General features: G+C 72.2%; 30 protein-coding genes. 9 read left to right on the plus strand and 21 right to left on the minus strand.

The genetic code is table 11. The features are described 5' to 3' along the window. Window position 1: 1 nt before the first annotated feature. Entirely contained in the window at window positions 2-832 is an 831-nt protein-coding gene (locus tag ACZ6H8_RS01885; protein ID WP_464143806.1) for a PP2C family protein-serine/threonine phosphatase, read from the minus strand. A gap of 140 nt (window positions 833-972) precedes the next feature. Here ACZ6H8_RS01885 and ACZ6H8_RS01890 point away from each other — a divergent pair, with 140 nt between their 5' ends. The 3 genes from ACZ6H8_RS01890 (at window position 973) to ACZ6H8_RS01900 (ending at window position 4,548) form a co-directional block, all read left to right on the plus strand. Then, window positions 973-1,437, plus strand: a complete 465-nt coding sequence (locus ACZ6H8_RS01890; RefSeq protein WP_464143807.1) for an Lrp/AsnC family transcriptional regulator — start codon at window positions 973-975, stop codon at window positions 1,435-1,437. Window positions 1,438-1,446: 9 nt separating this feature from the next. Next, the gene (locus ACZ6H8_RS01895) at window positions 1,447-2,823 is read left to right on the plus strand and encodes an aspartate aminotransferase family protein (protein ID WP_464143809.1); all 1,377 of its coding nucleotides are present in this window, start codon (window positions 1,447-1,449) and stop codon (window positions 2,821-2,823) included. A gap of 78 nt (window positions 2,824-2,901) precedes the next feature. Continuing rightward, the gene (locus tag ACZ6H8_RS01900) at window positions 2,902-4,548 is read left to right on the plus strand and encodes a gamma-glutamyltransferase family protein (protein ID WP_464143989.1); all 1,647 of its coding nucleotides are present in this window, start codon (window positions 2,902-2,904) and stop codon (window positions 4,546-4,548) included. Window positions 4,549-4,565: 17 nt separating this feature from the next. Here the strand turns inward: ACZ6H8_RS01900 and ACZ6H8_RS01905 are convergent, their stop codons facing one another. The 15 genes from ACZ6H8_RS01905 to prmC form a co-directional block, all read right to left on the minus strand. Then, window positions 4,566-5,588, minus strand: a complete 1,023-nt coding sequence (locus ACZ6H8_RS01905; RefSeq protein WP_464143810.1) for a DUF4192 family protein — start codon at window positions 5,586-5,588, stop codon at window positions 4,566-4,568. Between the two features lie 97 nt (window positions 5,589-5,685). After that, entirely contained in the window at window positions 5,686-6,627 is a 942-nt protein-coding gene (locus tag ACZ6H8_RS01910) for an aldo/keto reductase (protein ID WP_464143812.1), read from the minus strand. A 72-nt stretch (window positions 6,628-6,699) separates the two neighbouring features. Continuing rightward, window positions 6,700-7,302: a YaaA family protein gene (locus ACZ6H8_RS01915; RefSeq protein WP_464143814.1), complete on the minus strand. Its 603-nt coding sequence runs from the start codon at window positions 7,300-7,302 to the stop codon at window positions 6,700-6,702. Window positions 7,303-7,409: 107 nt separating this feature from the next. Continuing rightward, the gene (locus tag ACZ6H8_RS01920; protein WP_464143816.1) at window positions 7,410-7,667 is read right to left on the minus strand and encodes a F0F1 ATP synthase subunit epsilon; all 258 of its coding nucleotides are present in this window, start codon (window positions 7,665-7,667) and stop codon (window positions 7,410-7,412) included. Continuing rightward, complete coding sequence (atpD, locus tag ACZ6H8_RS01925) at window positions 7,667-9,118, minus strand: F0F1 ATP synthase subunit beta (protein ID WP_464143818.1); 1,452 nt, start codon at window positions 9,116-9,118, stop codon at window positions 7,667-7,669. The genes ACZ6H8_RS01920 and atpD overlap by 1 nt, the downstream gene beginning before the upstream one ends. 22 nt (window positions 9,119-9,140) lie before the next feature. Then, window positions 9,141-10,040, minus strand: a complete 900-nt coding sequence (locus ACZ6H8_RS01930; protein WP_464143820.1) for a F0F1 ATP synthase subunit gamma — start codon at window positions 10,038-10,040, stop codon at window positions 9,141-9,143. 5 nt (window positions 10,041-10,045) lie between these two features. Continuing rightward, window positions 10,046-11,674 carry a F0F1 ATP synthase subunit alpha gene (gene atpA, locus ACZ6H8_RS01935; protein WP_464143822.1) on the minus strand — a complete coding sequence of 543 codons (1,629 nt, stop codon included), beginning with the start codon at window positions 11,672-11,674 and terminating at the stop codon, window positions 10,046-10,048. Window positions 11,675-11,692: 18 nt separating this feature from the next. Continuing rightward, a complete protein-coding gene (locus ACZ6H8_RS01940; RefSeq protein WP_464143823.1) occupies window positions 11,693-12,475 on the minus strand; it encodes a F0F1 ATP synthase subunit delta in 783 nt (260 codons plus the stop codon). After that, window positions 12,472-13,029: a F0F1 ATP synthase subunit B gene (locus ACZ6H8_RS01945; RefSeq protein WP_464143825.1), complete on the minus strand. Its 558-nt coding sequence runs from the start codon at window positions 13,027-13,029 to the stop codon at window positions 12,472-12,474. Before ACZ6H8_RS01945 ends, ACZ6H8_RS01940 begins: the two co-directional genes overlap by 4 nt. A gap of 42 nt (window positions 13,030-13,071) precedes the next feature. Further along, complete coding sequence (gene atpE / locus ACZ6H8_RS01950; RefSeq protein ID WP_464143827.1) at window positions 13,072-13,299, minus strand: ATP synthase F0 subunit C; 228 nt, start codon at window positions 13,297-13,299, stop codon at window positions 13,072-13,074. A 52-nt stretch (window positions 13,300-13,351) separates the two neighbouring features. Beyond that, window positions 13,352-14,206: a F0F1 ATP synthase subunit A gene (atpB, locus tag ACZ6H8_RS01955; RefSeq protein ID WP_464143992.1), complete on the minus strand. Its 855-nt coding sequence runs from the start codon at window positions 14,204-14,206 to the stop codon at window positions 13,352-13,354. A 148-nt stretch (window positions 14,207-14,354) separates the two neighbouring features. Continuing rightward, window positions 14,355-14,807, minus strand: a complete 453-nt coding sequence (locus tag ACZ6H8_RS01960) for a hypothetical protein (protein ID WP_464143829.1) — start codon at window positions 14,805-14,807, stop codon at window positions 14,355-14,357. Next, the gene (locus tag ACZ6H8_RS01965; protein WP_464143831.1) at window positions 14,804-16,003 is read right to left on the minus strand and encodes an MraY family glycosyltransferase; all 1,200 of its coding nucleotides are present in this window, start codon (window positions 16,001-16,003) and stop codon (window positions 14,804-14,806) included. The genes ACZ6H8_RS01960 and ACZ6H8_RS01965 overlap by 4 nt, the downstream gene beginning before the upstream one ends. Next, window positions 16,000-16,677, minus strand: coding sequence for an L-threonylcarbamoyladenylate synthase (locus tag ACZ6H8_RS01970; protein WP_464143833.1), 678 nt, complete (start codon window positions 16,675-16,677; stop codon window positions 16,000-16,002). The genes ACZ6H8_RS01965 and ACZ6H8_RS01970 overlap by 4 nt, the downstream gene beginning before the upstream one ends. 53 nt (window positions 16,678-16,730) lie before the next feature. After that, on the minus strand, window positions 16,731-17,594 hold the full coding sequence (prmC, locus tag ACZ6H8_RS01975; protein ID WP_464143835.1) for a peptide chain release factor N(5)-glutamine methyltransferase: 864 nt from the start codon (window positions 17,592-17,594) through the stop codon (window positions 16,731-16,733). Window positions 17,595-17,693: 99 nt separating this feature from the next. Here prmC and cysK point away from each other — a divergent pair, with 99 nt between their 5' ends. Both cysK and cysE read left to right on the plus strand, forming a co-directional pair. Continuing rightward, on the plus strand, window positions 17,694-18,623 hold the full coding sequence (cysK, locus tag ACZ6H8_RS01980; RefSeq protein ID WP_464143836.1) for a cysteine synthase A: 930 nt from the start codon (window positions 17,694-17,696) through the stop codon (window positions 18,621-18,623). A gap of 7 nt (window positions 18,624-18,630) precedes the next feature. Continuing rightward, window positions 18,631-19,161 carry a serine O-acetyltransferase gene (gene cysE, locus ACZ6H8_RS01985; RefSeq protein WP_464143839.1) on the plus strand — a complete coding sequence of 177 codons (531 nt, stop codon included), beginning with the start codon at window positions 18,631-18,633 and terminating at the stop codon, window positions 19,159-19,161. Window positions 19,162-19,177: 16 nt separating this feature from the next. Here cysE and ACZ6H8_RS01990 read toward each other — a convergent pair whose 3' ends face one another. Further along, the gene (locus tag ACZ6H8_RS01990) at window positions 19,178-19,645 is read right to left on the minus strand and encodes a P-loop nucleotide/nucleoside kinase family protein (RefSeq protein ID WP_464143840.1); all 468 of its coding nucleotides are present in this window, start codon (window positions 19,643-19,645) and stop codon (window positions 19,178-19,180) included. A 119-nt stretch (window positions 19,646-19,764) separates the two neighbouring features. Between ACZ6H8_RS01990 and ACZ6H8_RS01995 the strand changes: the two genes are divergently transcribed. Continuing rightward, window positions 19,765-20,223: a hypothetical protein gene (locus ACZ6H8_RS01995; protein ID WP_464143842.1), complete on the plus strand. Its 459-nt coding sequence runs from the start codon at window positions 19,765-19,767 to the stop codon at window positions 20,221-20,223. Between the two features lie 17 nt (window positions 20,224-20,240). Here ACZ6H8_RS01995 and ACZ6H8_RS02000 read toward each other — a convergent pair whose 3' ends face one another. Genes ACZ6H8_RS02000 through ACZ6H8_RS02015 form a run of 4 tightly spaced genes read right to left on the minus strand, consistent with a single transcriptional unit; the run spans window position 20,241 to window position 23,079 of the window. After that, window positions 20,241-21,005, minus strand: a complete 765-nt coding sequence (locus ACZ6H8_RS02000; RefSeq protein ID WP_464143995.1) for an SCO1664 family protein — start codon at window positions 21,003-21,005, stop codon at window positions 20,241-20,243. Further along, window positions 21,005-21,562, minus strand: a complete 558-nt coding sequence (locus tag ACZ6H8_RS02005; protein WP_464143843.1) for a DUF3090 family protein — start codon at window positions 21,560-21,562, stop codon at window positions 21,005-21,007. The genes ACZ6H8_RS02000 and ACZ6H8_RS02005 overlap by 1 nt, the downstream gene beginning before the upstream one ends. 10 nt (window positions 21,563-21,572) lie before the next feature. Then, the gene (locus ACZ6H8_RS02010) at window positions 21,573-22,289 is read right to left on the minus strand and encodes an MSMEG_4193 family putative phosphomutase (protein WP_464143845.1); all 717 of its coding nucleotides are present in this window, start codon (window positions 22,287-22,289) and stop codon (window positions 21,573-21,575) included. A 31-nt stretch (window positions 22,290-22,320) separates the two neighbouring features. After that, a complete protein-coding gene (locus ACZ6H8_RS02015) occupies window positions 22,321-23,079 on the minus strand; it encodes an IclR family transcriptional regulator (protein WP_464143847.1) in 759 nt (252 codons plus the stop codon). Between the two features lie 141 nt (window positions 23,080-23,220). Here ACZ6H8_RS02015 and ACZ6H8_RS02020 point away from each other — a divergent pair, with 141 nt between their 5' ends. The 3 genes from ACZ6H8_RS02020 to ACZ6H8_RS02030 are packed head-to-tail and all read left to right on the plus strand — an operon-like array spanning window position 23,221 to window position 26,824. Next, window positions 23,221-24,666 carry a GntP family permease gene (locus ACZ6H8_RS02020; protein WP_464143849.1) on the plus strand — a complete coding sequence of 482 codons (1,446 nt, stop codon included), beginning with the start codon at window positions 23,221-23,223 and terminating at the stop codon, window positions 24,664-24,666. A 5-nt stretch (window positions 24,667-24,671) separates the two neighbouring features. Then, on the plus strand, window positions 24,672-25,907 hold the full coding sequence (locus tag ACZ6H8_RS02025; protein WP_464143998.1) for a CaiB/BaiF CoA transferase family protein: 1,236 nt from the start codon (window positions 24,672-24,674) through the stop codon (window positions 25,905-25,907). Continuing rightward, window positions 25,904-26,824, plus strand: a complete 921-nt coding sequence (locus ACZ6H8_RS02030; RefSeq protein WP_464143851.1) for a beta/alpha barrel domain-containing protein — start codon at window positions 25,904-25,906, stop codon at window positions 26,822-26,824. Before ACZ6H8_RS02025 ends, ACZ6H8_RS02030 begins: the two co-directional genes overlap by 4 nt. Window positions 26,825-26,850: the final 26 nt, after the last annotated feature.

Here is a 26,850-nt window from a genome sequence, read left to right on the forward strand (position 1 = left end):
GTCAGTCCTCGCGGAGCGTCGCCCGGGGCACGGTGCGGTCGACGTCGTCGACCTCGGGCGCACGCAGCACGTCGACGACGACGACCGTCACGTTGTCGCGGCCGCCTGCGTCGAGCGCGGCGTCCACGAGCGCCTCGCACGCGGCGTGCGGCTCCTCGTGCTCGCCGAGGATGCGCTCGATCTCGACGTCGTGGAGCTCCTTGGTGAGTCCGTCGGAGCACACGAGCAGCCGCAGCCTGGGCATGATCGGCAGCAGGAAGTAGTCGGGCACCGGGTCGGCGTTGAAGCCGACGGCACGGGTGACGACGTTCGCCTCGGGGTGCGACTCGGCCTCGTCCTCCGCGAGCAGGCCCGCATCGACGAGCTCCTGCACGACGGAGTGGTCGACGGTGATGCGCGTGAGCCGCTCGCCGAGCATCGCGTAGGTGCGCGAGTCGCCGACGTTGAAGATCGCGAAGTACGGCTCGCCGTCGTGCTCGGCGAACGCGCAGCCCGTCACGGTCGTGCCGGTGCCCGCGTCGGCGTCGCCGACGAGCCTGGCGATGTCGGCCGTCGCCTCGCGCAGCGCCTCGACGACGTCGGCGGGCTCGATGCGCTCGCGTCCACCGAGCTCGCCGAGCCGTTCGACGACGACGCGGCTGGCGAGGTCGCCGTGGGAGTGGCCGCCCATGCCGTCGGCGATCGCGAAGACGGGCGGCAGCGTCACGAGGCTGTCCTCGTTGTGCTGGCGACGCAGGCCGACGTCGGTCGTGCCCGCCCAGCGCACCTGGAACGCCTGGCTCGCCGGCCCCTGGCCGGTGTGCTCGCCGACTGCTGCTCCGATGTGCGTCACACGGACCAGTCTCCCAGATGCGCACGGCCACCGCGTGCGCCCGCGCCGTCGCCGTCGTCACGACGGATTCCACCTGCCACGACAGGCTCCGACGACGGAATCCCTTGCAGACGCGCCGACCCTCGGCCAGGATCGTAGGCATGAGCGACCGCAGGGGCCCTGTGCTCGACGACGTGTCGAAGGCCATCATCGAGCGTCTCCAACGCGACGGACGCCGCTCGTACGCCGAGATCGGCCGCGAGGTGGGGCTGAGCGAGGCTGCGGTGCGCCAGCGCGTGCAGCGGCTCACGGAGTCGGGCGTCATGCAGATCGTCGCGGTCACCGACCCGCTGCAGCTCGGCTTCCGCAGGCAGGCGATGGTCGGCATCCGCGTGCACGGCGACACCGTGCTGGTCGCCGACACGCTCGCATCGCTGCCGCAGATCGACTACGTCGTGCTGACGGCGGGCTCGTTCGACATCATCTGCGAGGTGGTCTGCGAGGACGACGACGCGCTCATCGAGGTGCTGAACACCCACGTGCGCACCATCGAGGGCGTCGCGGCGACCGAGACGTTCCTGTACATGCGCCTCGTCGAGCAGCGCTACGACTGGGGCACCCGCTAGGAGGATGCGATGACCGAGCTCACCGATCTGCAGACGAAGGCCGCCGACCATCTCTGGATGCACTTCGCGCGCCAGTCGGCGCTCGAGGCGGGGCAGACGCCGATCATCGTGAAGGGCGAGGGGCACCGGATCTTCGACGACGCCGGCCGCTCGTACATCGACGGCCTCGCCGGCCTCTTCGTCGTCGCCGCCGGCCACGGCCGCGAGTCGATCGCGGAGGCCGCGGCGCGGCAGGCGAAGGAGCTCGCGTTCTTCCCGCTGTGGTCGTACGCGCACCCGCCCGCCATCGAGCTCGCCGACCGCATCGCCTCCTACGCGCCCGGCTCGCTCGACCACGTGTTCTTCTCCTCCGGCGGTGGCGAGGCCGTCGAGACGGCGTTCAAGCTCGCGAAGCAGTTCTGGCGCATGCAGGGCAAGCCCATGAAGCACAAGGTGATCTCGCGCGCCGTCGCCTACCACGGCACGCCGCAGGGCGCGCTGGCCATCACGGGCATCCCGGCGCTCAAGCAGATGTTCGAGCCGCTCGTGCCAGGCGGCTTCCGCGTGCCCAACACCAACCGGTATCGGGCTGAGGAGTCGGGCTTCACGGGCACGACCGACGAGGAGTTCGGCATCTGGGCCGCCGACCGCATCGAGGAGATGATCCAGTTCGAGGGAGCCGACACCGTCGCGGCCGTGTTCCTCGAGCCCGTGCAGAACGCAGGAGGCTGCTTCCCGCCGCCGCCCGGCTACTTCCAGCGGGTGCGCGAGATCTGCGACCGGCACGACGTGCTGCTCGTGAGCGACGAGGTCATCTGCGCCTTCGGCCGCATCGGGCACATGTTCGCGTGCGACGCATACGGGTACGAGCCCGACATGATCACGTTCGCGAAGGCCGTCACGAGCGGCTACGCGCCGCTGGGCGGCACGGTCGTGAACGACCGCGTCTACGAGCCGTTCCGGCACGGCGATGCGATGTTCAGCCACGGCTACACCTTCGGAGGGCATCCCGTCTCGGCGGCGGTCGCGAACGCGAACCTCGACGTGTTCGACGACGAGGGGCTGCTGGAGCGCGTGCGCACCCTGTCGCCTGCGTTCCGATCGTCGCTGGAGTCGTTGCTCGACCTCGACATCGTCGGCGACGTGCGCGGCGACGGCTACTTCTTCGGCATCGAGCTCGTGAAGGACAAGGCCACGAAGACGTCGTTCGACGGGCCGGAGTCCGAGCGCCTGCTGCGGGGCTTCCTCTCGAAGGAGCTGTGGGAGGCGGGGCTGTACTGCCGCGCAGACGACCGCGGCGACCCCGTCATCCAGCTCGCGCCGCCGCTCACGATCGGCGAGCCCGAGTTCGCCGAGATCACGGCGATCCTCCGCGACGTGCTCACGCGCGCGCAGGCGCAGGTGTAGCCCGTGCGCACCAGACCCGAGCTCCACGGCACGTTCGGCGCCGTCGCCTCCACCCACTGGCTCGCCTCGAGCGCAGGCATGGCCGTGCTCGAACGCGGCGGCAACGCCGCCGACGCCGCCGTCGCGGCCGGGTTCGTGCTGCACGTCGTCGAGCCGCACCTCAACGGGCCGGGCGGCGACGTGCCCGCGATCGTGCAGCAGCCCGGCGCCGAGCCTCGCGTGCTGTGCGGCCAGGGCGTCACGCCTTCCGCCGCGACGATCGACGCGTACCGTGCGCTCGGCGTCGACCACGTGCCTGGCACCGGCCTGCTCGCCGCAGTCGTGCCCGGTGCCGTGCCAGCGTGGATGACGCTGCTGCGCGATCTCGGCACGTGGACGCCAGGCGACGTCCTCGCGTTCGCGATCGACCTCGCCGAGCGCGGGCACCACGTGCTGCCGCGCGTCGCGGCGACGATCGGCGCGAACGCGGAGCGGTTCCGTCGAGACTGGCCGACGTCGGCCGCGCTGTGGCTCGGCGACGGCGTGCCGGAGCCCTGGCAGCGCATCCGGATGCCGCAACTCGCGGCGACGTATCGCAGGCTCGTGGATGCGGGCTCCGGACTCGGCCGCGAGGCCGCGTGCGACGCCGCGATCGCCGCCTGGAGCGAGGGCTTCGTCGCCGAGGCGATCGATGCGCACGGCCGCACCGCCGTCGTCGACGCCACGGGCGACGCGCATCCCGGTCTGCTGCGCGGCGACGACATGGCGGCGTGGGCGCCGACGTGGGAGGCGCCGATGGCGCTCGACTGGCGCGGACGCCGCGTGCTGAAGTGCGGCGCGTGGACGCAGGGGCCCGCGCTGCTCGCGCAGCTCGCGATCCTCGAGCCGCTGCTGCCGGCGCGTGCCCAGCGCTTCGACGCCGACCTCGTGCACGTCGCGACGGAGGCGGCGAAGCTCGCGTTCGCCGACCGCGACGCATGGTTCGGCGACGGCGCCGACCTCTCCGGCCTGCTCGACGGGGGCTACCTCGCGGACCGTCGCGCGCTCATCGGCGAGACGGCATCGCTCGAGCTTCGACCCGGCGCGCTCCACGGCGCGCCGCGCATGCCCATCGTGCAGGTCGACGGCGGCGATCGCGCCGCGGGGGCAGGCGAGCCGACGCGTGGCGACACGTGCCACCTCGACGTCGTCGACGCCGACGGGCTCGTGATCTCGGCGACGCCGAGCGGCGGCTGGCTGCAGTCGAGCCCGACGATCGACGGCCTCGGGTTCTGCCTCGGCACGCGCGCCCAGATGCTGTGGCTCGAGGAGGGCCTCACGACCTCGATGGCGCCTGGCATCCGACCGCGCACGACCCTCTCGCCCTCGATGGCGCTGCACGACGACGGCACCGTCGCGGCGTTCGGCACGCCGGGCGGCGACCAGCAGGATTCGTGGCAGCTGTCGATGCTGCTGGGCATGGGCGTGCTCGGCCTCGAGCCGCAGGCGGCGATCGACGCGCCGGCGTGGCACACGACGCACCTCGTGTCGTCGTTCGATCCGCGCGTGTGGGAGCCGGGCGGCCTGCACGTCGAGTCGCGCCTCGGCGGCGACGTCATCGCCGAGCTGCGCCGCAGGGGCCACCGCGTGACCGACGCCGGCGACTGGAGCCTCGGCAGGCTGAGCCTCGCCAGCCGGGCGCCGGACGGCACGGTGCGCGCCGCCGCGAACCCTCGCGGCGAGCAGGGCTACGCCGTCGTGCGCTGACGCGGCGCTCGCACGGCTCACGAGACCGCGGCGCGGTCGGCGGCCACCCACTCGGGCAGCATGCCCGAGTGCAGCACCGTCGCGACCAGCAGGGCCATGCCGTGCTCGGGGTCGTCGCGCAGCGCCGCCTCGACGCACGCTGCAGCCGTGCCTGACCTGCCCACGAGCCAGTGCAGGGTCGCGAGCATCACCAGCGGCGCGGCCCGCATGCCGTCGGGCGCCACCGCCGCGACCTCCTCGAGCAGCCCGATGCCCCGCTCGACGCGGTCGCGGTCGGGAGGCTCGCCCTCCCCCAGCAGACGGCCGGGGTCTGCGGCAGAGGGCTCGCCGCGCTGCAGCGCGTGGGCCTCGACGCCAGCAGCGAGCCCGTCGAGCAGCTGGCACGTCGCCGCGTCGCGCAGCGCGGGCTGCTGGACGAGCGCGAGCACCGTGGCCGCACGCTCGGGCGTCAGCACGGCCGCGTGCAGCGCGAGCTCGACGGCGACGACGGGGTCGTCGAGCGCCGCGCGCAGCTCGCCGGATGATGCGACCGTCTCGAGCGCCTCCGCGACCGCGAGACGCCTGGCAGCCGGGGCATCGCCTGGCACGGTCGGCGGCGGCGTCGGGCGCAGGAACGGCAGCCCCTCGGTGACCTCGAGCTCGGCGAGCGGGCCGCGCGCGGCCGAGGGCTCCGCGTAGTCGCCCCAGGCGTCGGCGGCCTGGCACAGCCGGGCGCGCACCGGCACGCCGGCCCTGCGTGCCGCAGCAGCCAACGCGCGGACGATCGCGCGGTGCGGCAGCGCCCCCGCGCCGACGCACGCATCGGTCACGACCGCGATGGCCAGCGCGTCGGGCTCGACGTCGAGCAGGCAGCCGACGACGTGGTCGGCCCAGGCGCGCAGCGCGGCGCGCGGGAGCTCGGGGATGTCGCATCGCAGCGCCATGCCCGTGCGGCTGCCGTGGAACGGCACGACCACGACGGAGCGCGCGATGCCGGGCCCTGCCAGATGCGGGAGGGCGAGGAGGAGCTGCTGGGGCGAGGAGGCTCTGACGATCTGCATGCGCGAGACCATGGCCTGCGCCGCCGACGACGCGACGAGCGAGGGGCACGCCTGTGGAGAACCACGGCGGGGAGGGACGCGCGCGCCCCGCCTGGCGCTACGAGAAGAGGTCGGAGATCGCCTCGACGACGTCGGCGCCCATGCGCGCCTCGCCTGCCGCGACGTTCTGCGCGATCTGCTCGGGCTTCGTCGCGCCGGCGATGACCGAGACGACGGGCTCCTGCGCGAGCAGCCACGCGAAGGTCGCCTCGAGCATCGTGAGTCCCGCGTCGCGCGCGATGCGGTCGTACTCCTCGAGCTGCGTCCAGTCGACGCCCTCGAGCAGCTGCGGCTTGATGCGCGTCAGGCGGCCGTCGTGCGGCTGCTCGGTACGCGTGTACTTGCCGGAGAGCAGGCCGTTGTACAGCGGGAAGTACGGCAGGAAGCCCAGCCGCGCCTCGCGCGCGGCCGGCAGCACGTCGGCCTCCACGCCGCGTGCGAGCAGGCTGTACTCGTCCTGCGCCGTCACGAAGCCGTTGGGAGTCGGCACGGCGGCGGCCTCGCGGATCTGCGCGCCCGAGAGGTTCGAGTGGCCGTAGCTGCGGATCTTGCCGGCCTCGACGAGCTCGTCGAGCGCGTCGATGGTCGTGGCGATCGGCGTCTCGGGATCCGGCGTGTGCAGCTGGTACAGGTCGATCCAGTCGGTCTGCAGTCGCGTGAGCGACGCGTCGACCGCGTTGCGAACGTAGCGGCGCCCACCCTTCGGGCCCCAGTCCTCCGTGCCGGGCACGGGCAGCGACGAGTGGCCCCACTTCGTGGCGAGCACCACCTGGTCGCGCTTGCCCTGCAGCGACTTGCCGAGCAACGTCTCGCTCGTCGTCGGCGGCACGCCGTAGACGTCGGCGGTGTCGAGCAGCGTGATGCCGTGGTCGATCGCGGCGTGCACGAGCCGGTCGGTGCCTGCCTGCTCCTCGGTGGCCGTGCCTGGCCTGCCGAGGTTGTTGAGCCCGAGGCCCACCTGGCTCACGACGATGTCACTGGTTCCGAGCGTGCGACGCATCCATCCAGCCTAGCCACGCATCCGCCGTGCCCGTCGCGCTGGCAGCGGACACGGCGGGCGTGCACGGCGTCGTCAGCCGAGGCCCGCCGCCGTCGCGACGAGCTCGAGCCGGTCGTCTGCGGTCGCGCGCAGCCGGATGCCGTGGTCGTCGGCCCACATCGCGAGCCCGTCCGCGCCGCTTGCCGCGAGGCCCGACTCGGCCATGCGGCGCACGAGCGCGCCCTTCGCGTGCTTGTTCCAGTGGTTGAGGGCGGCGCCGTCCTCTCCGACGACGTCGACGGCGATCGCGCCGGGCACGGGGGCGACGTCGACGTACGCCTTCGAGCGCAGGTCGACGACGACCCCGCCTGCGACCTGCTCCCCCGCCGACGCCCACGCCCCGCGCAACGGCCCCTTCAGGTCCGACGCCGAGCAGCGGTACGAGGGGATGCGGTCGCTCGCGCGCACGAAGCCCCACAGCGCCGAGCCGACGACGACGTGCCCGTCGACCCACGCGCGCGCGCCCGCGTCGAGCGTCGCAGCGCCGAGGGCGTCGTACAGCACGCCCTCGTAGCGTTCGATCGCCGGCATCGTCGGCGAGGCGCGCAGGGCGCGGTCGTCGTCGATCCACCGCTGCTTCGCCGGCGTCGCGGCCGGTGGCGCGGCGAGGGCCTTCGCGATGGTCGCGTCGAGCACGCGCTCGCGCGTGGGAGTCAGGGGCGGGAACGCCAATGCGCCGAGGTCCAGCATGGACCCCGGCGCACCGCCCGCCGCCTTCGTCTCCGAGGGCGGCAGGATGACGATCACGCGAGCTGTGCGTGCCGAGCGACGATCTCGACCCTGTCGTGGTCGACGGAGAGGAAGCCGTCCTCCGCGTCGACGGCGATGACGCTGCCGTCGATCGGCGTCACGCGCACCTGGCCGGAGCCGAGCACGGCGAGCACGGGCTCATGGCCCGTGAGGATGCCGATCTCGCCCTCGACCGTGCGGGCGATGACCTGGCTCGCCTCGCCCGACCACACCTCTGCCTCTGCGGAGACGATGCTGACGGCGAGTGCCATCAGCCGTTCTCCTTCTGGATCTGCGCCCACTTCTCCTCGACGTCGGTGATCGAGCCGACGTTGAAGAAGGCCTGCTCGGACACGTGGTCGAACTCGCCCTTGGAGATCGCGTCGAACGACTCGATCGTGTCCTTGAGCGGCACCGTGGAGCCCTCGACGCCCGTGAACTTCTTCGCCATGTACGTGTTCTGCGAGAGGAACTGCTCGATGCGACGTGCACGCGACACGACGATCTTGTCCTCCTCGGAGAGCTCGTCGACGCCGAGGATCGCGATGATCTCCTGCAGCTCCTTGTTCTTCTGCAGGATCTGCTTCACCGTCGTCGCCACGCGGTAGTGGTCGTCGCCGATGTAGCGCGGGTCGAGGATGCGGCTCGTCGACGTGAGCGGGTCGACGGCCGGGTAGAGGCCCTTCGACGCGATCGCGCGGCTCAGCTCGGTCGTCGCGTCGAGGTGCGCGAACGTCGTGGCCGGGGCCGGGTCGGTGTAGTCGTCGGCCGGCACGTAGATCGCCTGCAGCGAGGTGATCGAGTGACCGCGCGTCGAGGTGATGCGCTCCTGCAGGAGGCCCATCTCGTCGGCGAGGTTGGGCTGGTAGCCCACGGCGGAGGGCATGCGGCCCAGCAGCGTCGACACCTCGGAGCCAGCCTGCGTGAAGCGGAAGATGTTGTCGATGAAGAGCAGCACGTCCTGCTTCTGCACGTCGCGGAAGTACTCCGCCATCGTCAGCGCCGACAGCGCGACGCGCAGACGCGTCCCGGGGGGCTCGTCCATCTGGCCGAAGACGAGGGCGGTCTTGTCGAAGACGCCCGCCTCCTCCATCTCGTGGATGAGGTCGTTGCCCTCACGCGTGCGCTCGCCGACGCCTGCGAAGACCGACACGCCGCCGTGGTCCTGCGCGACGCGCTGGATCATCTCCTGGATGAGGACGGTCTTGCCGACGCCCGCACCGCCGAACAGGCCGATCTTGCCGCCCTGCACGTACGGGGTGAGGAGGTCGATGACCTTGATGCCGGTCTCGAACAGCTGCGTCTTCGACTCGAGCTGGTCGAACGCGGGCGCCTTGCGGTGGATGGGCCACCGCTCGCTCACCTCGAGCGTCTCGCCCTCGGGGAGGTTCAGCGCCTCGCCGATGACGTTGAAGACCTTGCCCTTGGTGATGTCGCCGACGGGGACCGTGATGGGCTCGCCGGTGTCGCGCACCTCCTGGCCGCGGACGAGGCCGTCCGTGGGCTTCAGGGCGATGGCGCGCACGAGGTCGTCGCCGAGGTGCTGCGCGACCTCGAGCGTGATCGTCGTCGACTCGGTGCCCTCGCCGAACGACACGTCGGTCTTGAGCGCGCTGTAGATGCCGGGGATGGCGTCGTGGGGGAACTCGATGTCGACGACCGGGCCCGTGACGCGGGCGATGCGGCCGACGGCTGCCTGCGTGGCTGCTTCCGTGATGGTCATGCTCTCAGTTGCCTTTCGTGGCTTACTTCGCCGAGCCGAGGGCGTCCGCGCCGCCCACGATCTCGGAGATCTGCTGCGTGATCTCGGCCTGACGCGCGTTGTTGCGGAGGCGCGTGTAGTCGGTGATGAGCGTGTCCGCGTTGTCGGACGCCGACTTCATGGCCTTCTGCGTCGCGGCCTGCTTGGAGGCCGCGGACTGCAGGAGCGCGTTGAAGATGCGGCTCTCGACGTACACGGGCAGGAGCGCGTCGAGCACGCGGCCCGGCTCCGGCTCGAACTCGTAGAGCGGGAGGGCGTCGGTGTCGCTCGCGTCGTCGGCCGCGTCGACGATCTCGAGGGGCAGCAGACGGACGGTCTGCGGCTCCTGCGTCATCATGCTGACGAAGCGGTTGTAGACGACGTGGATCTCGTCGACGCCACCCTCGGACGAGCCCTTGACGTACGACTCGATGACGGCGTCGGCGATCTCCTTCGCGAGGTCGGCCGAGGGCACGTCGGTGTCGCCCGTCCAGTCGCGCACCGCGGCGCGGCGACGGAACTGGAAGTACTGCACCGCCTTGCGGCCGACCAGGTAGTGCTCGACCTCCTTGCCCTGCGACTCGAGCTGCGCCCGCAGCTCGCCGGCCTCGCGGAGGATCTGCGAGTTGAACGCGCCGGCGAGGCCGCGGTCGCTCGTGAGGACCACGATCGCGCTGCGGCGGATCTCGTCGCGCTCGAGGGTGAGGTCGTGGACCTCGTTCGAGTACGTCGCGACCGCGCTCACGGCACGCGTGATCGCGCGTGCGTACGGCGAGGAGGACTCGACCCGCGCCAGCGCCTTCTGGATGCGCGACGCGGCGATGAGCTCCATCGCCTTCGTGATCTTCTTGGTCGTCTGCGCAGACTTGATCTTCTGCGTGTAGACCCTGAGCTGGGCTCCCATATGGCTTAGCGCTTGCCCTTCACGATCTGCGCCTGGTTGACGTCGTCGAGCGGCATCTCCTCAGGCGAGTCCGAGATGATCGAATCCGACTCGTCGGCGACGAAGCCGGCCGCGAACGCGTCGACCTCGCTCTCGAGCGTCGAGAGGGTCTCGTCGTCGAGCACGTTCGTCTCGCGCAGCGTGTCGAGCACCGTCGAGTTGCGACGCAGGTGGTCGAGCAGCTCGGACTCGAACCGCAGCACCTCGCTGACGGGCACCGTGTCCATCTTGCCGTTCGTGCCAGCCCAGATCGACACGACCTGCTCCTCGACCGGGTAGGGCGAGTACTGCGGCTGCTTCAGCAGCTCGGTGAGGCGAGCGCCCCTGGCGAGCTGACGACGCGACGCGGCGTCGAGGTCGGATGCGAACATCGCGAACGCCTCGAGCGAGCGGTACTGCGCGAGCTCGAGCTTCAGCGTGCCGGAGACCTTCTTGATCGACTTCACCTGCGCGTCGCCACCGACGCGCGACACCGAGATGCCCACGTCGACCGCGGGACGCTGGTTGGCGTTGAAGAGGTCGGACTGCAGGAAGATCTGGCCGTCGGTGATCGAGATCACGTTGGTGGGGATGTACGCCGAGACGTCGTTCGCCTTCGTCTCGATGATGGGCAGGCCCGTCATCGAGCCGGCGCCGAGCGCGTCGGAGAGCTTCGCGCAGCGCTCGAGCAGGCGGGAGTGCAGGTAGAACACGTCGCCCGGGTACGCCTCACGGCCCGGCGGGCGGCGCAGCAGCAGCGAGACGGCACGGTAGGCCTCCGCCTGCTTCGACAGGTCGTCGAAGATGATGAGGACGTGCTTGCCCTCGTACATCCAGTGCTGGCCGATGGCCGAGCCCGTGTACGGCGCCAGGTACTTGAAGCCGGCGGGGTCGGATGCGGGAGCCGCGACGATCGTCGTGTACTCCATGGCACCGGCGTCCTCGAGGGCGCCCTTGACCGAGGCGATCGTCGAGCCCTTCTGGCCGACGGCGACGTAGATGCAGCGAACCTGCTTCGAGACGTCGCCCGACTCCCAGTTGGCCTTCTGGTTGATGATCGTGTCGATCGCGATCGCGGTCTTGCCGGTCTGACGGTCGCCGATGATCAGCTGACGCTGACCGCGGCCGACGGGGATCATGGCGTCGATGGCCTTGATGCCGGTCTGCATGGGCTCGTGCACCGACTTGCGGTCCATGACGCCTGCAGCCTGCAGCTCGAGCGCGCGACGGCCGGTCGAGGCGATCTCGCCGAGGCCGTCGATGGGTGCGCCCAGCGGGTCGACGACGCGACCGAGGTAGCCGTCGCCGACGGGGACCGAGAGGACCTCGCCGGTGCGGGTGACCTCGAGGCCCTCGACGATGCCGCCGAACTCGCCGAGCACGACGACGCCGATCTCGGTCTCGTCGAGGTTCTGCGCGAGGCCCAGCGTGCCGTCCGCGAAGCGGACGAGCTCGTTGGCCATGACGCCGGGGAGGCCCTCGACGTGCGCGATGCCGTCGGCGGCGTCGGTGACGCGACCGACCTCGCTCGTCGACGATGCCTTGGCCTCGTACGAGGCCACGAAGTCGCTCAGCGCACCCTTGATGACATCGGGGCTGATGGTGATCTCTGCCATTGCTTCTCCTCGTGTGACCTAGGCCAGCCGAAGCCGGAGGTCGGTGAACTTCGAGCGGATCGTGCCGTCGATGACGTCGTCCGCGACCGCGACCCGGAGGCCGCCGATGATCTTGGGGTCGACGACCTGCTGCACCTGCAGGCGTCGTCCGTATCGCTGCGTCAGCCCGGACTCGAGCCTGCGCAGCTGCGCCTCCGGCAGCGCGACGGCCGTCGTGACCGTGGCGATGCTCGTGCCTGCCGCGTCGGCGACCGACTGGGCCGCCTGCTGCAGCAGGGCACCGATGCGGCGGCCGCGAGGGCTGCGCACGAGGTGGTCGAGGATCGCGAGCGTCGCGTCGGACGCCGCGCCCGCGAGCAGGCGGTCGACGAGGACCGCCTTGTCGTCGGCTGCGCCCAGCAGGCCGCCGAGCGCGAGCTCGAGCTGCGCGTCGCCGTCGACGATCTCGCCGAACTGGTGGATCTCGCCCGCGACGTCCGCGTCGGACGCGGTGGCTGCGATGCGGAATCCGGCGTCCTCGAGGCCTGCGAGGAGGTCCTCGCCCGACGACCAGCGCTGCGACGCCGCGATGGTGACGATGCGCTGCGCCTCGGCGCCGAGCTGACCGAAGACGCTCGCGACGAGCGTCGCGCGGTCGTCGGTCGTGCCGTTCGAGTCGACGAGCGCCGCCAGCAGCTGCGGGCTGCGCTCGATGGCGCGTGCCGCCTGCAGCACCTCGCGGGCGTCGGAGACGCCGGCGCCCGCCGACGCCGTGACGGCGTCGGTCAGGGCGCCGTGCGCCTCACGGGTGGCGGACCTCACCGGCGACCAGCCTCCTCGGCCTCGAGGTCCGCGAGGAAGCGGTCCACGATGCCTGCGGCACGCTGCTCGTCGAGGGCCTCGCCGACGACCTTCTCGGAGAGGTCGAGTGCGAGCACGCCGACCTCCTGGCGCAGCGACTGCACGGCAGCCTGGCGCTCGGCCTCGATCTGCGCACGCGCGGTCGCGCCGACGCGGTCGGCCTCGTCCTGCGCGGCGACCTTGAGCTCCGCGAGGATCTGCGCACCCTCGGCGCGCGCCTTCTCGCGGATCTGCGACGCCTCTGCGCGAGCCTCGGCGAGGATCGCTGCATTCTCCTCGACGGAGGCCTTGGCCTTCGCCTCCGCGGCCTCCGCACGCTCCAGCGCGCCCTCGATCGCGTCGCGACGCGCATCGAGCGCCCTGTTCAGCTTCGGGACGAGCCAGAAGAAGAACGCCAGGACGATCGCGAAGACGACCGCGCTCCAGACGATGTCGTAGATCGCGGGGATCAGCGGGTTCGGCGCGCTGGCCTCACCATGGTCATCCGCCATGACGACGGGGAATGCGAGCTGCATCCCGACTCCTTTACTTCTCGAGGACCGCTAGGCGGTGGACGATCAGGCGCCCGGGGCGACGAACGGGATGAATCCCGTCGCGATGGCGATGAACGCCAGTGCCTCGGTGAAGGCGATGCCGAGGAACATGAGGCCCGTCAGGCGGCCCTGCAGCTCGGGCTGGCGGGCGACCGACTCGATCGTCTTGCCGACGATGATGCCCACGCCGATGGCGGAGCCGATGGACGCGAGGCCGAATGCGATCGGGGCGAGGTAGCCGACGATGTTCATTGGTGCGGTTCCTTTCTGGAGGTTGCTGTACGACCTGGGTGAGGTCGGACGATCAGTGCTCGTCTGCCAGCGCGAGCTGGATGTAGACGGCAGCGAGATAGGTGAAGACGTACGCCTGCAGCACCGCGACGAGGATCTCGAACAGCGTGAACGCGAGGCCGAAGGCCAGCGTGCCGATGCCGAGCAGGCCGAGGAAGTCGCCGTATGCGAGCAGGGAGAAGAAGAAGAAGTGCGTCGCCGCGAAGCACAGCACCAGCAGCAGGTGGCCGGCGACCATGTTCATGAGGAGTCGCAGTGCGAGCGTCACCGGGCGCAGCACGAAGGTCGAGAGGAACTCGATCGGCGTCACGATGATGTAGATCGGGATCGGCACGCCCGACGGGAACAGCGAGTTCTTGAGGAACGCGCCCGGGTGCTTCTTGAGGCCCGCGTAGATGAACAGCACGTACGCGACGAGCGCGAGCACGAGCGGCATGCCGATCACGGACGTGCCCGCGATGTTCAGCCCGGGGATGATGCCCGTGATGTTCATCGCGAGGATGCCGAAGAACATGGCCATGAGCACCGGCATGAACCGGCGGCCGTCCTTCTCGCCGAGCGTGTCGATGATGACGCTCTTGCGGACGAAGCCGAGCAGGAACTCGGCACCGGCCTGGAACCTCGTGGGCACGATGCGCATGTTCCGCACGGCGAGCCAGAGGATGAGCATCATCACCGCGACCGCCAGGAAGCGGATGAGCATGATGCGGTTCAGGCCGAAGATCGGCTCCTCGGCACCCGAGAGGCCCACGGCCGTCGGGTCTGCGAGGAGGAAGACCTCAGGGAAGAACTCCGTCAGGCTCGGCGGGTGGAACGGCTCAGGCTCCGGTGCGGCGGCGGAAAGGGCCAGCAGGGGAAGCGCGCTCAGCGGTGTCTCCGTCGGTCACGGCGCGTCACGGCGCCAAGTTCGTCGTCGTAGTGCTCCCCTTCGGCCTCTCGCCGCTGCACGACCTCGCGGGCGCAGAGCATGAGGGATCAACCTGGGGGAACGCTGCCAGCCTAGCAGAGCGATGGGCTCAGCGGCGCGCGGGACGCCCCTGGGTCTCCTCCTCGGCGGGCTCGTCGACCGTCGGCTGCCTGGAGCGGCCGATGACGAGCACGTCGACGACGAGGGATCCGAGCACGGCGGCGAGCATCGTGCCGAAGACGACGCCGCCTGCGAGCCACGCCTGGTCGCGCAGCACGAGGATGAGCACGAAGAACACGGCGAACTTCAGCAGCATGCCGCCCAGCAGCACGCCGAAGAAGCCCGCGTGCAGCAGCTCGCCGCGCGAGACCTTGAATCCCACGATGACGCTCACCGCGGTGAGCGAGAGGAATGCGATCGCGATGGCGGTGCCGACGAGCGCGCTGACGACGCCCGTCCAGCCCGCGACGACGAAGCCGACGATGCCGCCGACGATCGCGACGGCGAGCGCCAGCATCCCGCCGTAGGCGAGCACGCGGCGCATGACGTCCTGGATGGTCATCGTGACTCCCCTGCGTCGACCCGGTCGATGGCTGGCTCCGCCCGCCGCGTCCGACGCTCCGCGACGCGAAGCCTCGCGAGGCGTCGCGCGGAATGCCAGACCCGCCTGCTCACCGGCAGCGCGGTCAGGATCGCGCAGACGAGGAAGCCGATCCCGATGATACCGGCTGCGAGCCACTCGTCGAGGAACAGGAACAGCAGCGTGCCGACGGAGACCACGATCGTCCACGAGTAGAAGATCAGCACGGCGCCCAGATGCGTGTGCCCCATGTCGAGCAGCCGGTGGTGCAGGTGCTTGCGGTCGGCGGCGAACGGGCTCTGCCCGTTGAGCAGCCTGCGCACGACGGCGAGCACGAAGTCGAGCAGCGGCAGCGCGAGGATCGCGAACGGCAGCAGCACGGGGATGAACGCCGGCAGCAGCTGCGAGCGGCCGCCGACGACCGTGAGGTCGATCTGGCCGGTGACCGAGATGGCGGCCGTCGCGGTGAGCAGGCCGATCATGAGCGCGCCCGCGTCGCCCATGAACATCTTGGCGCGATGCCAGTTGAGCGGCAGGAAGCCGACGCACGCGCCGACGACGATTGCCGTGAGGACGCTCGCGAGCGAGAAGTAGGTGTCGCCCTGCCCCAGGGATCGGGTCATGAAGGAGATGTAGGCGAAGAACGCGGCCGACCCGATGATCGTCGTGCCTGCGACGAGGGCGTCGAGGCCGTCGATGAAGTTCACGGCGTTCATCACGAGCACGATCGTGATGACCGTGAGCGCGATCGACATCTGCTGCGAGCCCACGGCGATGCCGCCGAACGGGTTCGGGGTGCTCGTGATGCGCACGACGAAGAAGGCGACGACGCCTGCGGCGACGAGCTGCGCGCCGAGCTTGACCATCCAGTCGAGGTCGAGGAGGTCGTCGAGCACGCCCACCACGACGATGAATCCGGTCGCGCACAGCAGGGCGACGATCTTCAGCGGCTCATCGTAGGCGGCCGCGAACTGCGGCACGAACGAGCCGGCGGTGATGGCCGCGAGCACGCCTGCGAACATCGCGACGCCGCCGAGGCGCGGCGTGGGCTTCGCGTGCACGTCGCGCTCGCGCACCGGCGGGTGGATGCCGCGGGCGAGCGCGAAGCGCAGCGTGCCGAGGCTCGTGAGCCAGGTGACGACCGCCGCGAGCACCGCGACGGCGATGAACAGCATCATGGCGCGAGCGCCTCGCCCACGACCTCCGCGATGCGCTCGCGCGCGAGCACGCCTTGGCGCACGATGCGGATGCGCTCCCCCGTCGCATCGACGATCGTCGAGCCGTTCTGCGTCGCGTCGCCGTCGGCGTGCGGCTCGTAGCCCTCGCCGACGGCGCCCGCGTCGAGCACGACGGCGACGTGCTCCGCCAGCGCCTCGGCGGGCCCTGCGGCGGTCGTCGACGCCGGCCTGCCATGGAGGTTCGCGCTCGACACGGCCAGCGGCCCGGTCTCGGCGAGCAGGCCCAGCGCGACGTCGTTCGCAGGCATGCGCAGCGCGACGGTGCCGCGCGTCTCGCCGAGATCCCACTGCAGGCTCGGGCGAGCGCGCACGATGATCGTGAGCGGGCCGGGCCAGAACGCCGCCGCGAGCGCCTCGACCTCGCCAGAGACGTGCTCGGCGAGCGCCGTGAGGGTCGCGAGGTCGGGCACGAGCACGGGAGGCGGCGACGTGCGGTCGCGACCCTTCGCCGCGAGCAGCGCCGCCACGGCCTCCCGGCTGAACGCGTCGGCGGCGATGCCGTACACCGTGTCGGTCGGCATGATCACGAGCCCGCCGGTCTGCAGCGCCTGCCGCGCGGCTCGCACGCCTGCGAGGAGGGTCGCCGGCACGCTGCAGTCGAAGGTCTCGGACACGCATCCATCGTACGGTCGCCGCTGGCAGGGCGCCGCGCGCGGCGCCGCGCGGGTCACCGGCGCGCGGTCGTGACCCGGTCGCGGCCCGTGAGATCGGGGTGGGTGGCGGCATCCCGCCAGCCGGCCGAGGCGAGGGCTGCACGCACCGCCGAGCCCTGCTCCTCGCCGTGCTCGAGCGCGAGCGCGCCGCCCGGGCGCACCATCCGCAGCCCCACGTCGGCGAGCGCGCGCACGACGTCGAGGCCGTCGCTGCCCGAGTACAGCGCGAGCGCAGGGTCGTGCAGGCGCACCTCGGCGTCGCGCGGGATCGCGGCATCAGGCACGTACGGCGGGTTCGAGACGAGCACGTCGACGATGCCGACGACCTCCGGCAGCAGCGCGTCGAGCCCGGCGACGTCGCCTGCCACGACATGCACGTCCGGTGCCAGCGCGGCGACGTTGCGCCGCGTCCACGCCAGCGCGTCCTGCGACAGCTCGACGGCGTGCACCTGCGTGCGCGGCCGCTCCGTCGAGATCGCGATCGCGACCGCGCCCGAGCCCGTGCACGCGTCGACGACGACGGGTGCTCGCCCGGCTGCCGCCGCCGCATCCACGGCCTCGAGCGCGCGGTCGACGAGCACCTCCGTCTCGGGCCTCGGCACGAAGACGCCCGGGCCGACCGCGAGGGTCGCATGGCGGAAGTGCGCCTCGCCCGTGAGGTGCTGCAGCGGCTCCCGCTCCCCTCTGCGCGCCACGAGGGCGCCGAGCGCCCGCGCCGCGCCGTCGTCGAGCGCGTCGCCGCGCACCATGCGCATCCGCAGCTCGCCGAGCGACGCGCCCAGCACGTGCGCCGCGAGGATCTCCGCATCGGGACCGACGACCTCCACGCGAGCGAGGGCGTCGCGGGCTGCGAGCACGGTCGCGCGAAGATCTGGCATCCCGGCACCGTATCCTGCACGCGGCGCCATCCGAGCCCTCGCTCGGCGTCGAACGGATACCATCATCACGACTGCTTCTCCCCCGTGAAAGGTCCACCTATGGCTCGCATCTACGACGACGTGACCGCGACGATCGGCGGCACGCCGCTGGTCCGCCTGCAGCGCGTCGACGACACCCACGCGACGATCCTCGCGAAGCTCGAGTTCTTCAACCCGGGAGCGAGCGTCAAGGACCGCATCGGCAAGGCGATCATCGACGCCGCCGTCGCCTCCGGCGAGCTCCAGCCCGGCGGCACGATCGTCGAGGGCACGAGCGGCAACACGGGCATCGCGCTCGCGCTCGTCGGCGCAGCCCGCGGCTACCGCGTCATCCTCTCGATGCCGGAGACGATGTCGGTCGAGCGCCGCGCCGTGCTGAAGGCGCTCGGTGCCGAGCTCGTGCTCACCCCCGGCTCGGAGGGCATGCGCGGCGCCGTCGAGCGGGCCGCGCAGATCGTCGAGGAGACGCCGGGCGCGATCCTCGCCCGCCAGTTCGACAACCCCGCCAACCCCCAGGTGCACCGCGAGACGACGGCGGAGGAGATCTGGGCCGACACCGACGGCGCCGTCGACATCTTCGTCGCGGGCATCGGCACCGGCGGCACCGTGACGGGCGCAGGCGCCCGCCTCAAGGAGCTGAAGCCCGACGTGCAGGTCGTCGCCGTCGAGCCCATCGACTCCCCGCTGCTGACGCAGGGCACCGCGGGACCGCACAAGATCCAGGGCATCGGCGCGAACTTCGTGCCCTCGATCCTCGACCGCGAGGTCTACGACGAGGTCGTCGACGTCGCCCTCGACGACGCGGTGCGCGTCGCGCGCGAGCTGTCGGCGAAGGAGGGCATCTTCTCGGGCATCTCCTCTGGCGCGATCGTCTGGGCAGCGCTCGAGGTCGCCCGCCGACCCGAGAACGCGGGCAAGACGATCGTCGCGATCATCTGCGACACCGGCGAGCGCTACCTGTCGAACCCGCTCTACGCCGACCTGGCCTGATCGACCGGTGCTGGGGATCCGCGAGGACGTCCGGAACGCGCGACAGCGCGATCCGGCCGCTCGCGGCGCCCTCGAGGTCGGGCTCACCTACTCGACCCTGCACGCCGTGTGGGCCCACCGGTGGCACCACTGGCTCTGGCGGCACGGGCTGCGGTTCGCAGCCCGCGCCGGCAGCCAGTGGACGCGCTTCGTCACCGGCGTCGAGATCCACCCGGGAGCGACGATCGGCAGGCGCCTGCTCATCGACCACGGCATGGGCGTCGTCATCGGCGAGACCGCGGTCGTCGGCGACGACTGCCTCATCTACCACCAGGTGACGCTCGGCGGCACGAGCGCCGCGGGTGGACGGCGCCACCCCACGCTCGGCGACCGCGTGACGATCGGCGCGGGCGCGAAGGTGCTCGGCCCCATCACCCTCGGCGACGACGTGAAGGTGGGCGCGAACGCCGTCGTCGTCCGTGACGCCCCGAACGGCGTCACGCTCGTTGGCGTGCCCGCGTCCGTCGCTCGCTCGGGCTCGATCGAGTACCAGATCTGACGCCGCTCGCCGTCGCTCAGCCGGTGACGACGACGCGTGCGCGCTCGTCGGGATGCGGCGGCTCGACGGAGGCGACGTACGCCTCGAGCGCCTGCCGGTCGAGCGTGAACGCGTTGGGGTCGTCGCGATCGTCGCGCTGCTGGACGCGCGCCCACAGCACGTCGACGGGCGCCTCGAGCACGACGAGGTCGACGCTCGCGCCCGCCTGCTCCGCCGCCTCGCGCCACGCATCGCGGACCGCGCGCGTCGTGAGCGACAGGTCGACGACGACGGGCCTGCCCTCTGCGACGGCCGCCGCCATGCGCGCCTTGAGGTCGCGCTCGAGCTCCGCCATCAGCTCGACGGGCGGGAAGACGCCGCGGTAGCCGGCATCCCACTGCGCCTCGTCCATCGACAGCCGCACGGCGCCCGCCGACTCGAGCGCCCTCGCCATGGTCGTCTTGCCGGTCGCGGTCGGGCCGCTGAGGAGCGTGACGAGGGGCATGCGCCGAGCCTACGTCGCGTCGACGACGGGCGCGCAGCCCGCAGGCGTCGTGACGAGACCCGTGCACGGCCCCGGTCAAGCCCGCGGCACGATGCGAGCGCGCACGGCATGCTGAGGGCATGCGCATCGTGCTCGACCTCGTGCTGGACTGCGAGGTCGACCGCGCCTGGGAGCTGCTGCACTCCCCCGCCGCGATGCGCTTCGCGATGTCGCCGCTCGTCGTGCCGACGCCCACCTCCGGCACCTGGCCGGTGCGGTGGCCGGACGCCGAGCCGATCGAGCTCGACACCCGCAGCGCGGGCGTGCCTGCCGGGCGCATGGTCGTCGAGCTGCACGACGTGCCGCGCCACGATGCCGTGCAGATGGTGCACGATCGCGGTCGCCCGGTGACGGGTGCGCTCGCGACGCTCGACACGTGGCGGCACCGCATGGCCGTCTCGCCGCTGCCGGATGGCCGCACGCGCTTCCGCGACCGGCTCGACGTCGGGGGCGCCACGGCACCCGCGCTCTGGCCAGCGCTGTGGGTGGTCTGGCAGTGGCGAGGCCACCGGCTGCAGACGCTCGCACGCGGCGCGTAGCCCCGCGCAGCCTCGCGTCAGAACGGCGGCCAGGGCACCGCGGGCAGACCCGCGGCAGGCCCGGGGAAGGCGCCGCGCGCGAGCAGCGCATCGCAGCGCACCGCGAGCGCGTCGACCTCGCTGGGCGCCAGGAGCTCGCCGAGCACCGCGCCGAGGTCGCCCTCGAGCGCATCGAGCACGCGCTCGACGCCCGCGACCTCCTCGTCGGCGAGCCGCTGGCCCGCCCACCCCCACAGCACCGTCCGCAGCTTGTGGTCGACGTGCATCGTGAGCCCGTGGTCGATGCCGTGCCGGTGCCCGTCCGCACGCGCGAGCACGTGGCCACCCTTGCGGTCGGCGTTGTTCGTCACCAGGTCGAGCACCGCGATGCGTCGCAGCCCGGCGGTGTCCTCGTGGACGAGCGCGACCGGCTCGTCGTCGATGCCGAGGCCATCGAGCACGTGCAGCATCCCCGCCGGCACGCGATCGGCATGCACGAGCGCGACGGCGTCCTGGTCGGGGTCCGCCTCGACCCACCGCTGCAGCATGCCGACGCCGTAGGGGCCGTCGACCAGGCGCGTCTCGGGCACGACCTCCCAGCCCGTCGCGCGCGAGACGGCGTACGCGGCGACCTCGCGGCATGCGAGGGTGCCGTCCGGGAAGTCGTGCAGCGGACGCTCGCCCGCCACCGGCTTGTAGACGACGCGCTGCCCGTCGAGCTCGCCCACGAGCACGGCGTTCGAGGCCGACACGACGCGGCCGGTGAGGACGAGCCGATCGGCGAGCGGCTCGGGCTCGGCGATCACGGCAGGTCGTCTGGGAACCCGCACACGTGGCGCCGATCCGGCCGGATGGGCTCCTCGCACAGCGGGCAGAGCGGACGACCCGCCGCGACGACCTCGCGCGTGCGCAGCGCGAAGGCCCTCGCCGACCCGACCGGGATGCGGACCACGAGGAGCTCGTCGATCTCAGGCTCCTCGAGGAGCGCATCCTCGTCGTCGGACTCGGCCGCCAGCGGCAGCGCCTCGATCACGATCTGCGAGGTCGAGGGATCCCAGCCGAGCGTCAGCCTGCCGACGCGGAACCGCTCGAGCACGGGCCCGTCGAGCGGCTCGTCGTCGACGAGCTCGATCGGCGTGCCCGCTGGGACGTGGAACGGATTGCCACCCTGCTCCCGCAGCTCGTCGAGCACGCGGTCGACGCCCACCGCGAGCTGGGCGGCCTGCTGCTTCTCCAGGGCGACGCTCACGATCTCGGCGCCGCTGCGGGCCTGCAGGTAGAACGTGCGTGCGCCTGGCTCGCCGACGGTGCCGACGACGAATCGGTCTGGCCAGTCGAATCCGTGGACCTGGGGGGTCATGCCCTCCATGCTACGAGCGCGGCGCCGGTCCGGCACCGCCCCCGACGACCGCGTCGCCGGCAGCCGCACCCTCGACGCCCGCCGCTGCCTGCGGACGCAGCCAGGAGAGGTCGCCGGCATGCGTGTTGCAGCCCACGACCTGCGGGCGGCCGGAGCCGTAGCGCACGATCGACACCGACGCGGGGTCGACGTGCAGCCGCTGGAAGAGATCGAGGTGCATGCCGAGGGCGTCGGCGAGGATCGCCTTGAGGATGTCGCCGTGGCTCACCGCCGCCCACACGGCATCCGGCCCGTGCTCGGCGAGCACCTCCGCGTCGATGCGGCGCACGGCCTCGACGGCGCGCGCGTGCATCGCGAGCATCGACTCCCCGCCGGGGAAGGTCGCCGCAGACGGGCTGGACTGCACGACCCGCCACAGCTCCTCGCCCGCGAGGTCGGCGAGCGGGCGCCCCTGCCAGTCGCCGTAGTCGCACTCGCTGATGCCGGGCTCGAGCGTCGACGCCGGCGCACCCTGCTGCCTCGCGAGGATGGCGTCCGCGGTCTCGCGGCAGCGCTCGAGGGGGCTGGAGACGACGCGCACGAGCGACACGTCGGCGATGCGACCCGCGGCATCGGCCGCCTGTCGCAGGCCGACGTCGTCGAGGCGCACCCCCGGGGCCCTGCCGGCGAGCACGCCAGCGGCGTTGGCGGTCGTGCGGCCGTGGCGGACGAGCAGCACGGTGGGCATGTCGTCGAGCCTAGGCCGCGAGCGGCGCGCGTCAGGCCGGCGCGCGGCCGCCGAGCGACGCCGTGACGCCCTCCGCGGCCGCGACGACCGCATCGACCATCGACGCGCACGCCTCGAACGGCATCCGCAGCGTCGGCCCCATGACGGTGAGGGCGCCGACGACGCGCGCGTGCGCGTCGAACACGGGCGCCGAGACGCCGGAGGCCGCCTCCACGCGCTCCCCGATCGTGATCGCGTAGCCCTGCGACCTGGTCTGCGCTGCGACGGCCCGCAGCGCGTCGGCGTCGGTGATCGTGGCCTGCGTCAACGCCGGCAGCGGCTCGGCGACGACGGCGTCGAGCAGCGCAGCATCCCACGCGAGCAGCACACGGCCCGCGCTGCCGACGTGCAGCGGCTGGATGCGGCCGACGTACATCGCTCGCTTGAGTCCGTGCCTGGTCTCGGCGACGCCGATGCACACGCGCGCGCCCTGCTCGGCGCGGAAGCAGCACGCCGTCTCGCCCGTCGCGTCGCGCAGCGCCTCGAGCTGCGGTGCGAGCAGGTCGACGAGGTCGCGGGCACGCGTGGCGGGGCCGGCCCAGTAGGCCATGCGCGCGCCGATGCGGAACGCGTCGCCCTCGCGGTCGAGGAAGCCGTGCTCGACGAGGTTCGCCAGCAGCCGGTGCGCCGTCGACGACGGCAGTCCCGTCGCCTGGCGGATCTGCGCGGCGGAGCGCACGGGGGCGGCGAGCGTGAACGCGTCGAGGATGCTGCGGATCTTGCCCAGCACGAGGAGCGGCTGCTCTGCCATGCGCCGATGGTAGCGATCGACACGCCGTCGACCTACCCATGTCGCAGGATGCGTCCTACGATGTGGCAAGCGCGGTGTCCCCCATCGCCACCTGCGACGCTCGACGGCGAGCACCGCATCCCTCGACGAGGAGGAGCCGAAGTGCCCGACTGGTACACGCTGACGGTCGTCGGCATCGTCATCCTGGCGGTGGTGGTCGTCATCGTCCGCTTCCGCATCAACCCGGTCATCGCGCTCGCCCTCGGCGCCGCCGCGATCGGTCTGCTCACGGGCCTCGGTCCCGTCGACACCGTCGCGACCATGACGCGCGGCTTCGGCGACGTCATGATGGAGGCCGGCCTGCTCATCGCATGGGGCGTCCTCATCGGCGCGATGCTCAACGAGATGGGCGCCATCACGCGCCTCGTCGAGTCGCTGCTGCGCGTGTTCGGCAGGCGCGGCGTGCCCTACGCCCTCGGGCTGTCGTTCGCGACGTACCTGCAGACGATCTTCGTCGACGCCATGATCGTCATCGCCGCCCCGCTCGCACGCCGCATCGCCCCCAGGCTCGGGAAGGCCGGGACGGGCATCATGGCCGCGACGTTCGCGATCAGCCTCGAGGTCGGCATCGTCATGATGGTGCCCGGCTTCGCCGCCGTCGCCCTCGCCGGCCTCCTCGGCGTGCCGCTCGGCATCATGCTGCTGGGCGGCCTCGCCGTCGTCGTGCCCACCGTCGTGCTGTCGATCCTCGTCGTCGGCACGCTGTTCCGCCTCGGGCTCTGGAAGCCGGAGCGCGACGAGCAGGCGCTCATCAGCGACGTCGACGAGTCCGCCGCGCAGGCGGCTGCGCAGGAGGTCGGCACGTCGCGCTCCGTCGGCGGCGACCACGGCGACCGCTCCACGACGTCGATCGCGACCATCTCCGGCTCGTCGAGGCACGAGGGCCCCCGCGATCCGTCGACGATGCCGCTCATCGTGCTGTTCGGCCCCATGCTCGCCGCCCTCGCGCTCATCGCCGCGCAGGCAGTGCTGACCGTGCTCGAGGTCGAGGTGCCCGCGATGCAGTTCCTCGGCGACCCCGTCATCGCGCTGCTGCTCGCCGTCATCGCCACGGGCCTCGTCGGAAGGTCGACGATCGGCACCGCGCGCGTCGAGCGTGCGCTGGTGCGCGGCTTCCAGGACGGTGGCCAGATCTTCGTGCTCACGGGCGTCGGCGGCGCGCTCGCCGCCGTCATCGCCGAGGGCGACCTCGGCACGATCCTGCAGGGGTACTTCCAGGCGACGACCGTCGCCCCGTTGCTCGTCGTGTGGGTCATGGCGGCGGTGCTGCACATCGCCGTGGGCTCCGTGACCCTCTCGGCCATCACGGCTGCCGGCATCCTCGGCCCCGTCGCCGCGACGCTCGGCCTCAACCCGCTGCTCATCGCCCTCGCCGCCGGTGCGGGTGCGCTGTTCTGCATCCACGTGACGTCGAACACGTTCTGGCTGCTGCAGTCCTTCCTCGGCCAGTCGGTGCGCGGCGCGCTGAAGTCGGTGACGTTCGGCGTCTCGGTCGCCTCCGTCATCGCGCTCGGCATGACGCTCGTGCTGTCGATCTTCGTCTCGTGACCGGGATGCATGGCGCGATGGGGCCGCTCGCGGGCGTGCGGGTCGTCGAGCTCGGCAACTACATCGCCGCGCCCACCACGGGCAGGCTGCTGGCCGACTTCGGCGCCGACGTCGTGAAGGTCGAGCGGCCGCGCACGGGCGACGAGCTGCGGCGCTGGCGGCTGCGCTCCGGCACGACGTCGATGCTGCACCGCACGATCAACCGGTCGAAGCGCTCGATCGTCGCCGACCTGCGCACCGAGGAGGGGCGCGATCTCGTGCTCGACCTCGTGCGCGGCTCGGACGTGCTGCTCGAGAACTTCCGACCGGGCACGCTCGAGCGGTGGGGGCTCGACGCCGCGGCGCTCGAGGCAGCGAACCCCGACCTCGTGGTCGTGCGCATCTCGGCGTTCGGGCAGACGGGGCCGCTCGCTCCCAGGCCCGGCTTCGCGGCCGTCGCGGAGGCGGCGGGCGGGTTCCGCGAGCTCGTCGGCGAGCCCGGCAGGGCGCCGAGTCGCACGGGAGTGTCGATCGGCGACACGATCGCGGGCCTGTACGGCGCGTTCGGCGCGGTCATGGCGCTGCTCGAGCGCGAGACGACGCGCGCCGCCCGCGGCGAGGCGCATCTGGCGATCGACCGCCGCACGATCGACGTCGCCCTCAACGAGGCGATGCTGTCGGTCACCGAGTCGCTCGTGCCCGAGTGGTCGGCCTACGGGGTGCGTCGCGAGCGCACGGGTGGGCGCATGGAGGGCATCGCGCCGTCGAACGCGTACCTGTGCGCCGATGGCCGCAGCATCGTCGTCGCGGGCAACGGCGACGGCATCTACCAGCGCTACATGCGCGCGATCGGCCGCGAGGACCTCGCCGCCGACCCTGCGCTGCAGACGAACGACGGCCGCTGGGCGGCGCGGGACGCCCTCGACGACGCGATCGGCGCGTGGGCCGCGGCGCTCGCCAGCGACGACGCCCTCTCCGTGCTCGACGCCGCCGGCGTGCCCTCCGGCCTCATCGCGACGGCCGAGGATCTGTGCGCCGACGAGCAGCTCGCGGCACGCGACATGATCCAGCACCTCGACGTCGACGACGGCGAGCGGTCGCTGCCAGGCACGGCCTTCCCCGGCGTCGTGCCCGTGCTGGGCGCGCGGTCGCTGCCCATCCGGCACGCGGGCCCGGACCTCGGAGCCCACACGGGCGAGGTGCTGCGAGCGCTGGGATGGAGCGACGATCGCGTCGCCGACTACGAGGAGCGGATGCGATGACCCAGGCAGTGCAGATCCGAGACGTCACGCTGCGCGACGGGCTGCAGCTCGTGGGGCGGCCCCTGCCGACCGAGCGCAAGGTGCACCTGGTGCGCGAGCTGCTCGCGCTCGGCGTCGAGCACGTCGAGGTGGGGTCGATGGCGAGGCCCGACCTCGTGCCGACGCTCGCCGACACGCTCGACGTCGTCGCGGCGCTCGACGAGGCCGAGCGCGACCGAGCATGGGTGTGGGTCGCGACGCCCAGGCACGTGGAGCGGGCAGCCGCGGCGGGCGTGCGGCGATTCCAGTACTGCCTGTCGGCATCCGACAGCCACAACCGTGCGAACGTCGGGCGCGATGCGGAGGCGTCGGTCGCGGCGTTCCCCGACGCGATCGCCGCGGCGCAGGCCGTGGGCGGCACGGTGCAGCTGTGCGTCGCGACGGCGTTCACGTGCCCGTTCGAGGGAGAGGTCGCGCTCGAGCGCGTGCTGTCGATCGTCGACGATCCGCGCACCGACGGTGCCGTCGACGTCGTGATCGCCGACACGCTCGGCCAGGCGCATCCCGGCGAGGTGCGTCGACGCATCGCCGAGGCCGCACGGCTGCGGCCGGGGCTCGGCGTCGTGTTCCACGGCCACGACACGTGGGGCAACGGCGTCGCCAACGCGCTCGCTGCCGTCGACGGGGGTGCGACGGTCGTCGACGGCGCGCTGGGGGGCCTCGGCGGCTGCCCGTTCGCGCCGGGCGCCTCCGGCAACACCGCCACCGAGGATCTCGCGTTCGGCCTGCGCCCCGCATGGGCGACCCCTGCGTCGTTCGGCGAGCTCGTGCGCCTCGGCGAGGAGCTCACCGGCACCCTCGACGAGCCCGACCGTGCCCGGTCGCAGGCGGGTGCGCGCAGCGGCGCGGACGCGTTCGGCTGGATCGTCGCCGACTGACCGCCGGCCGCGCCTCGCGAGGCCGC

This window comes from Agrococcus sp. AC640b, from assembly GCF_979255995.1.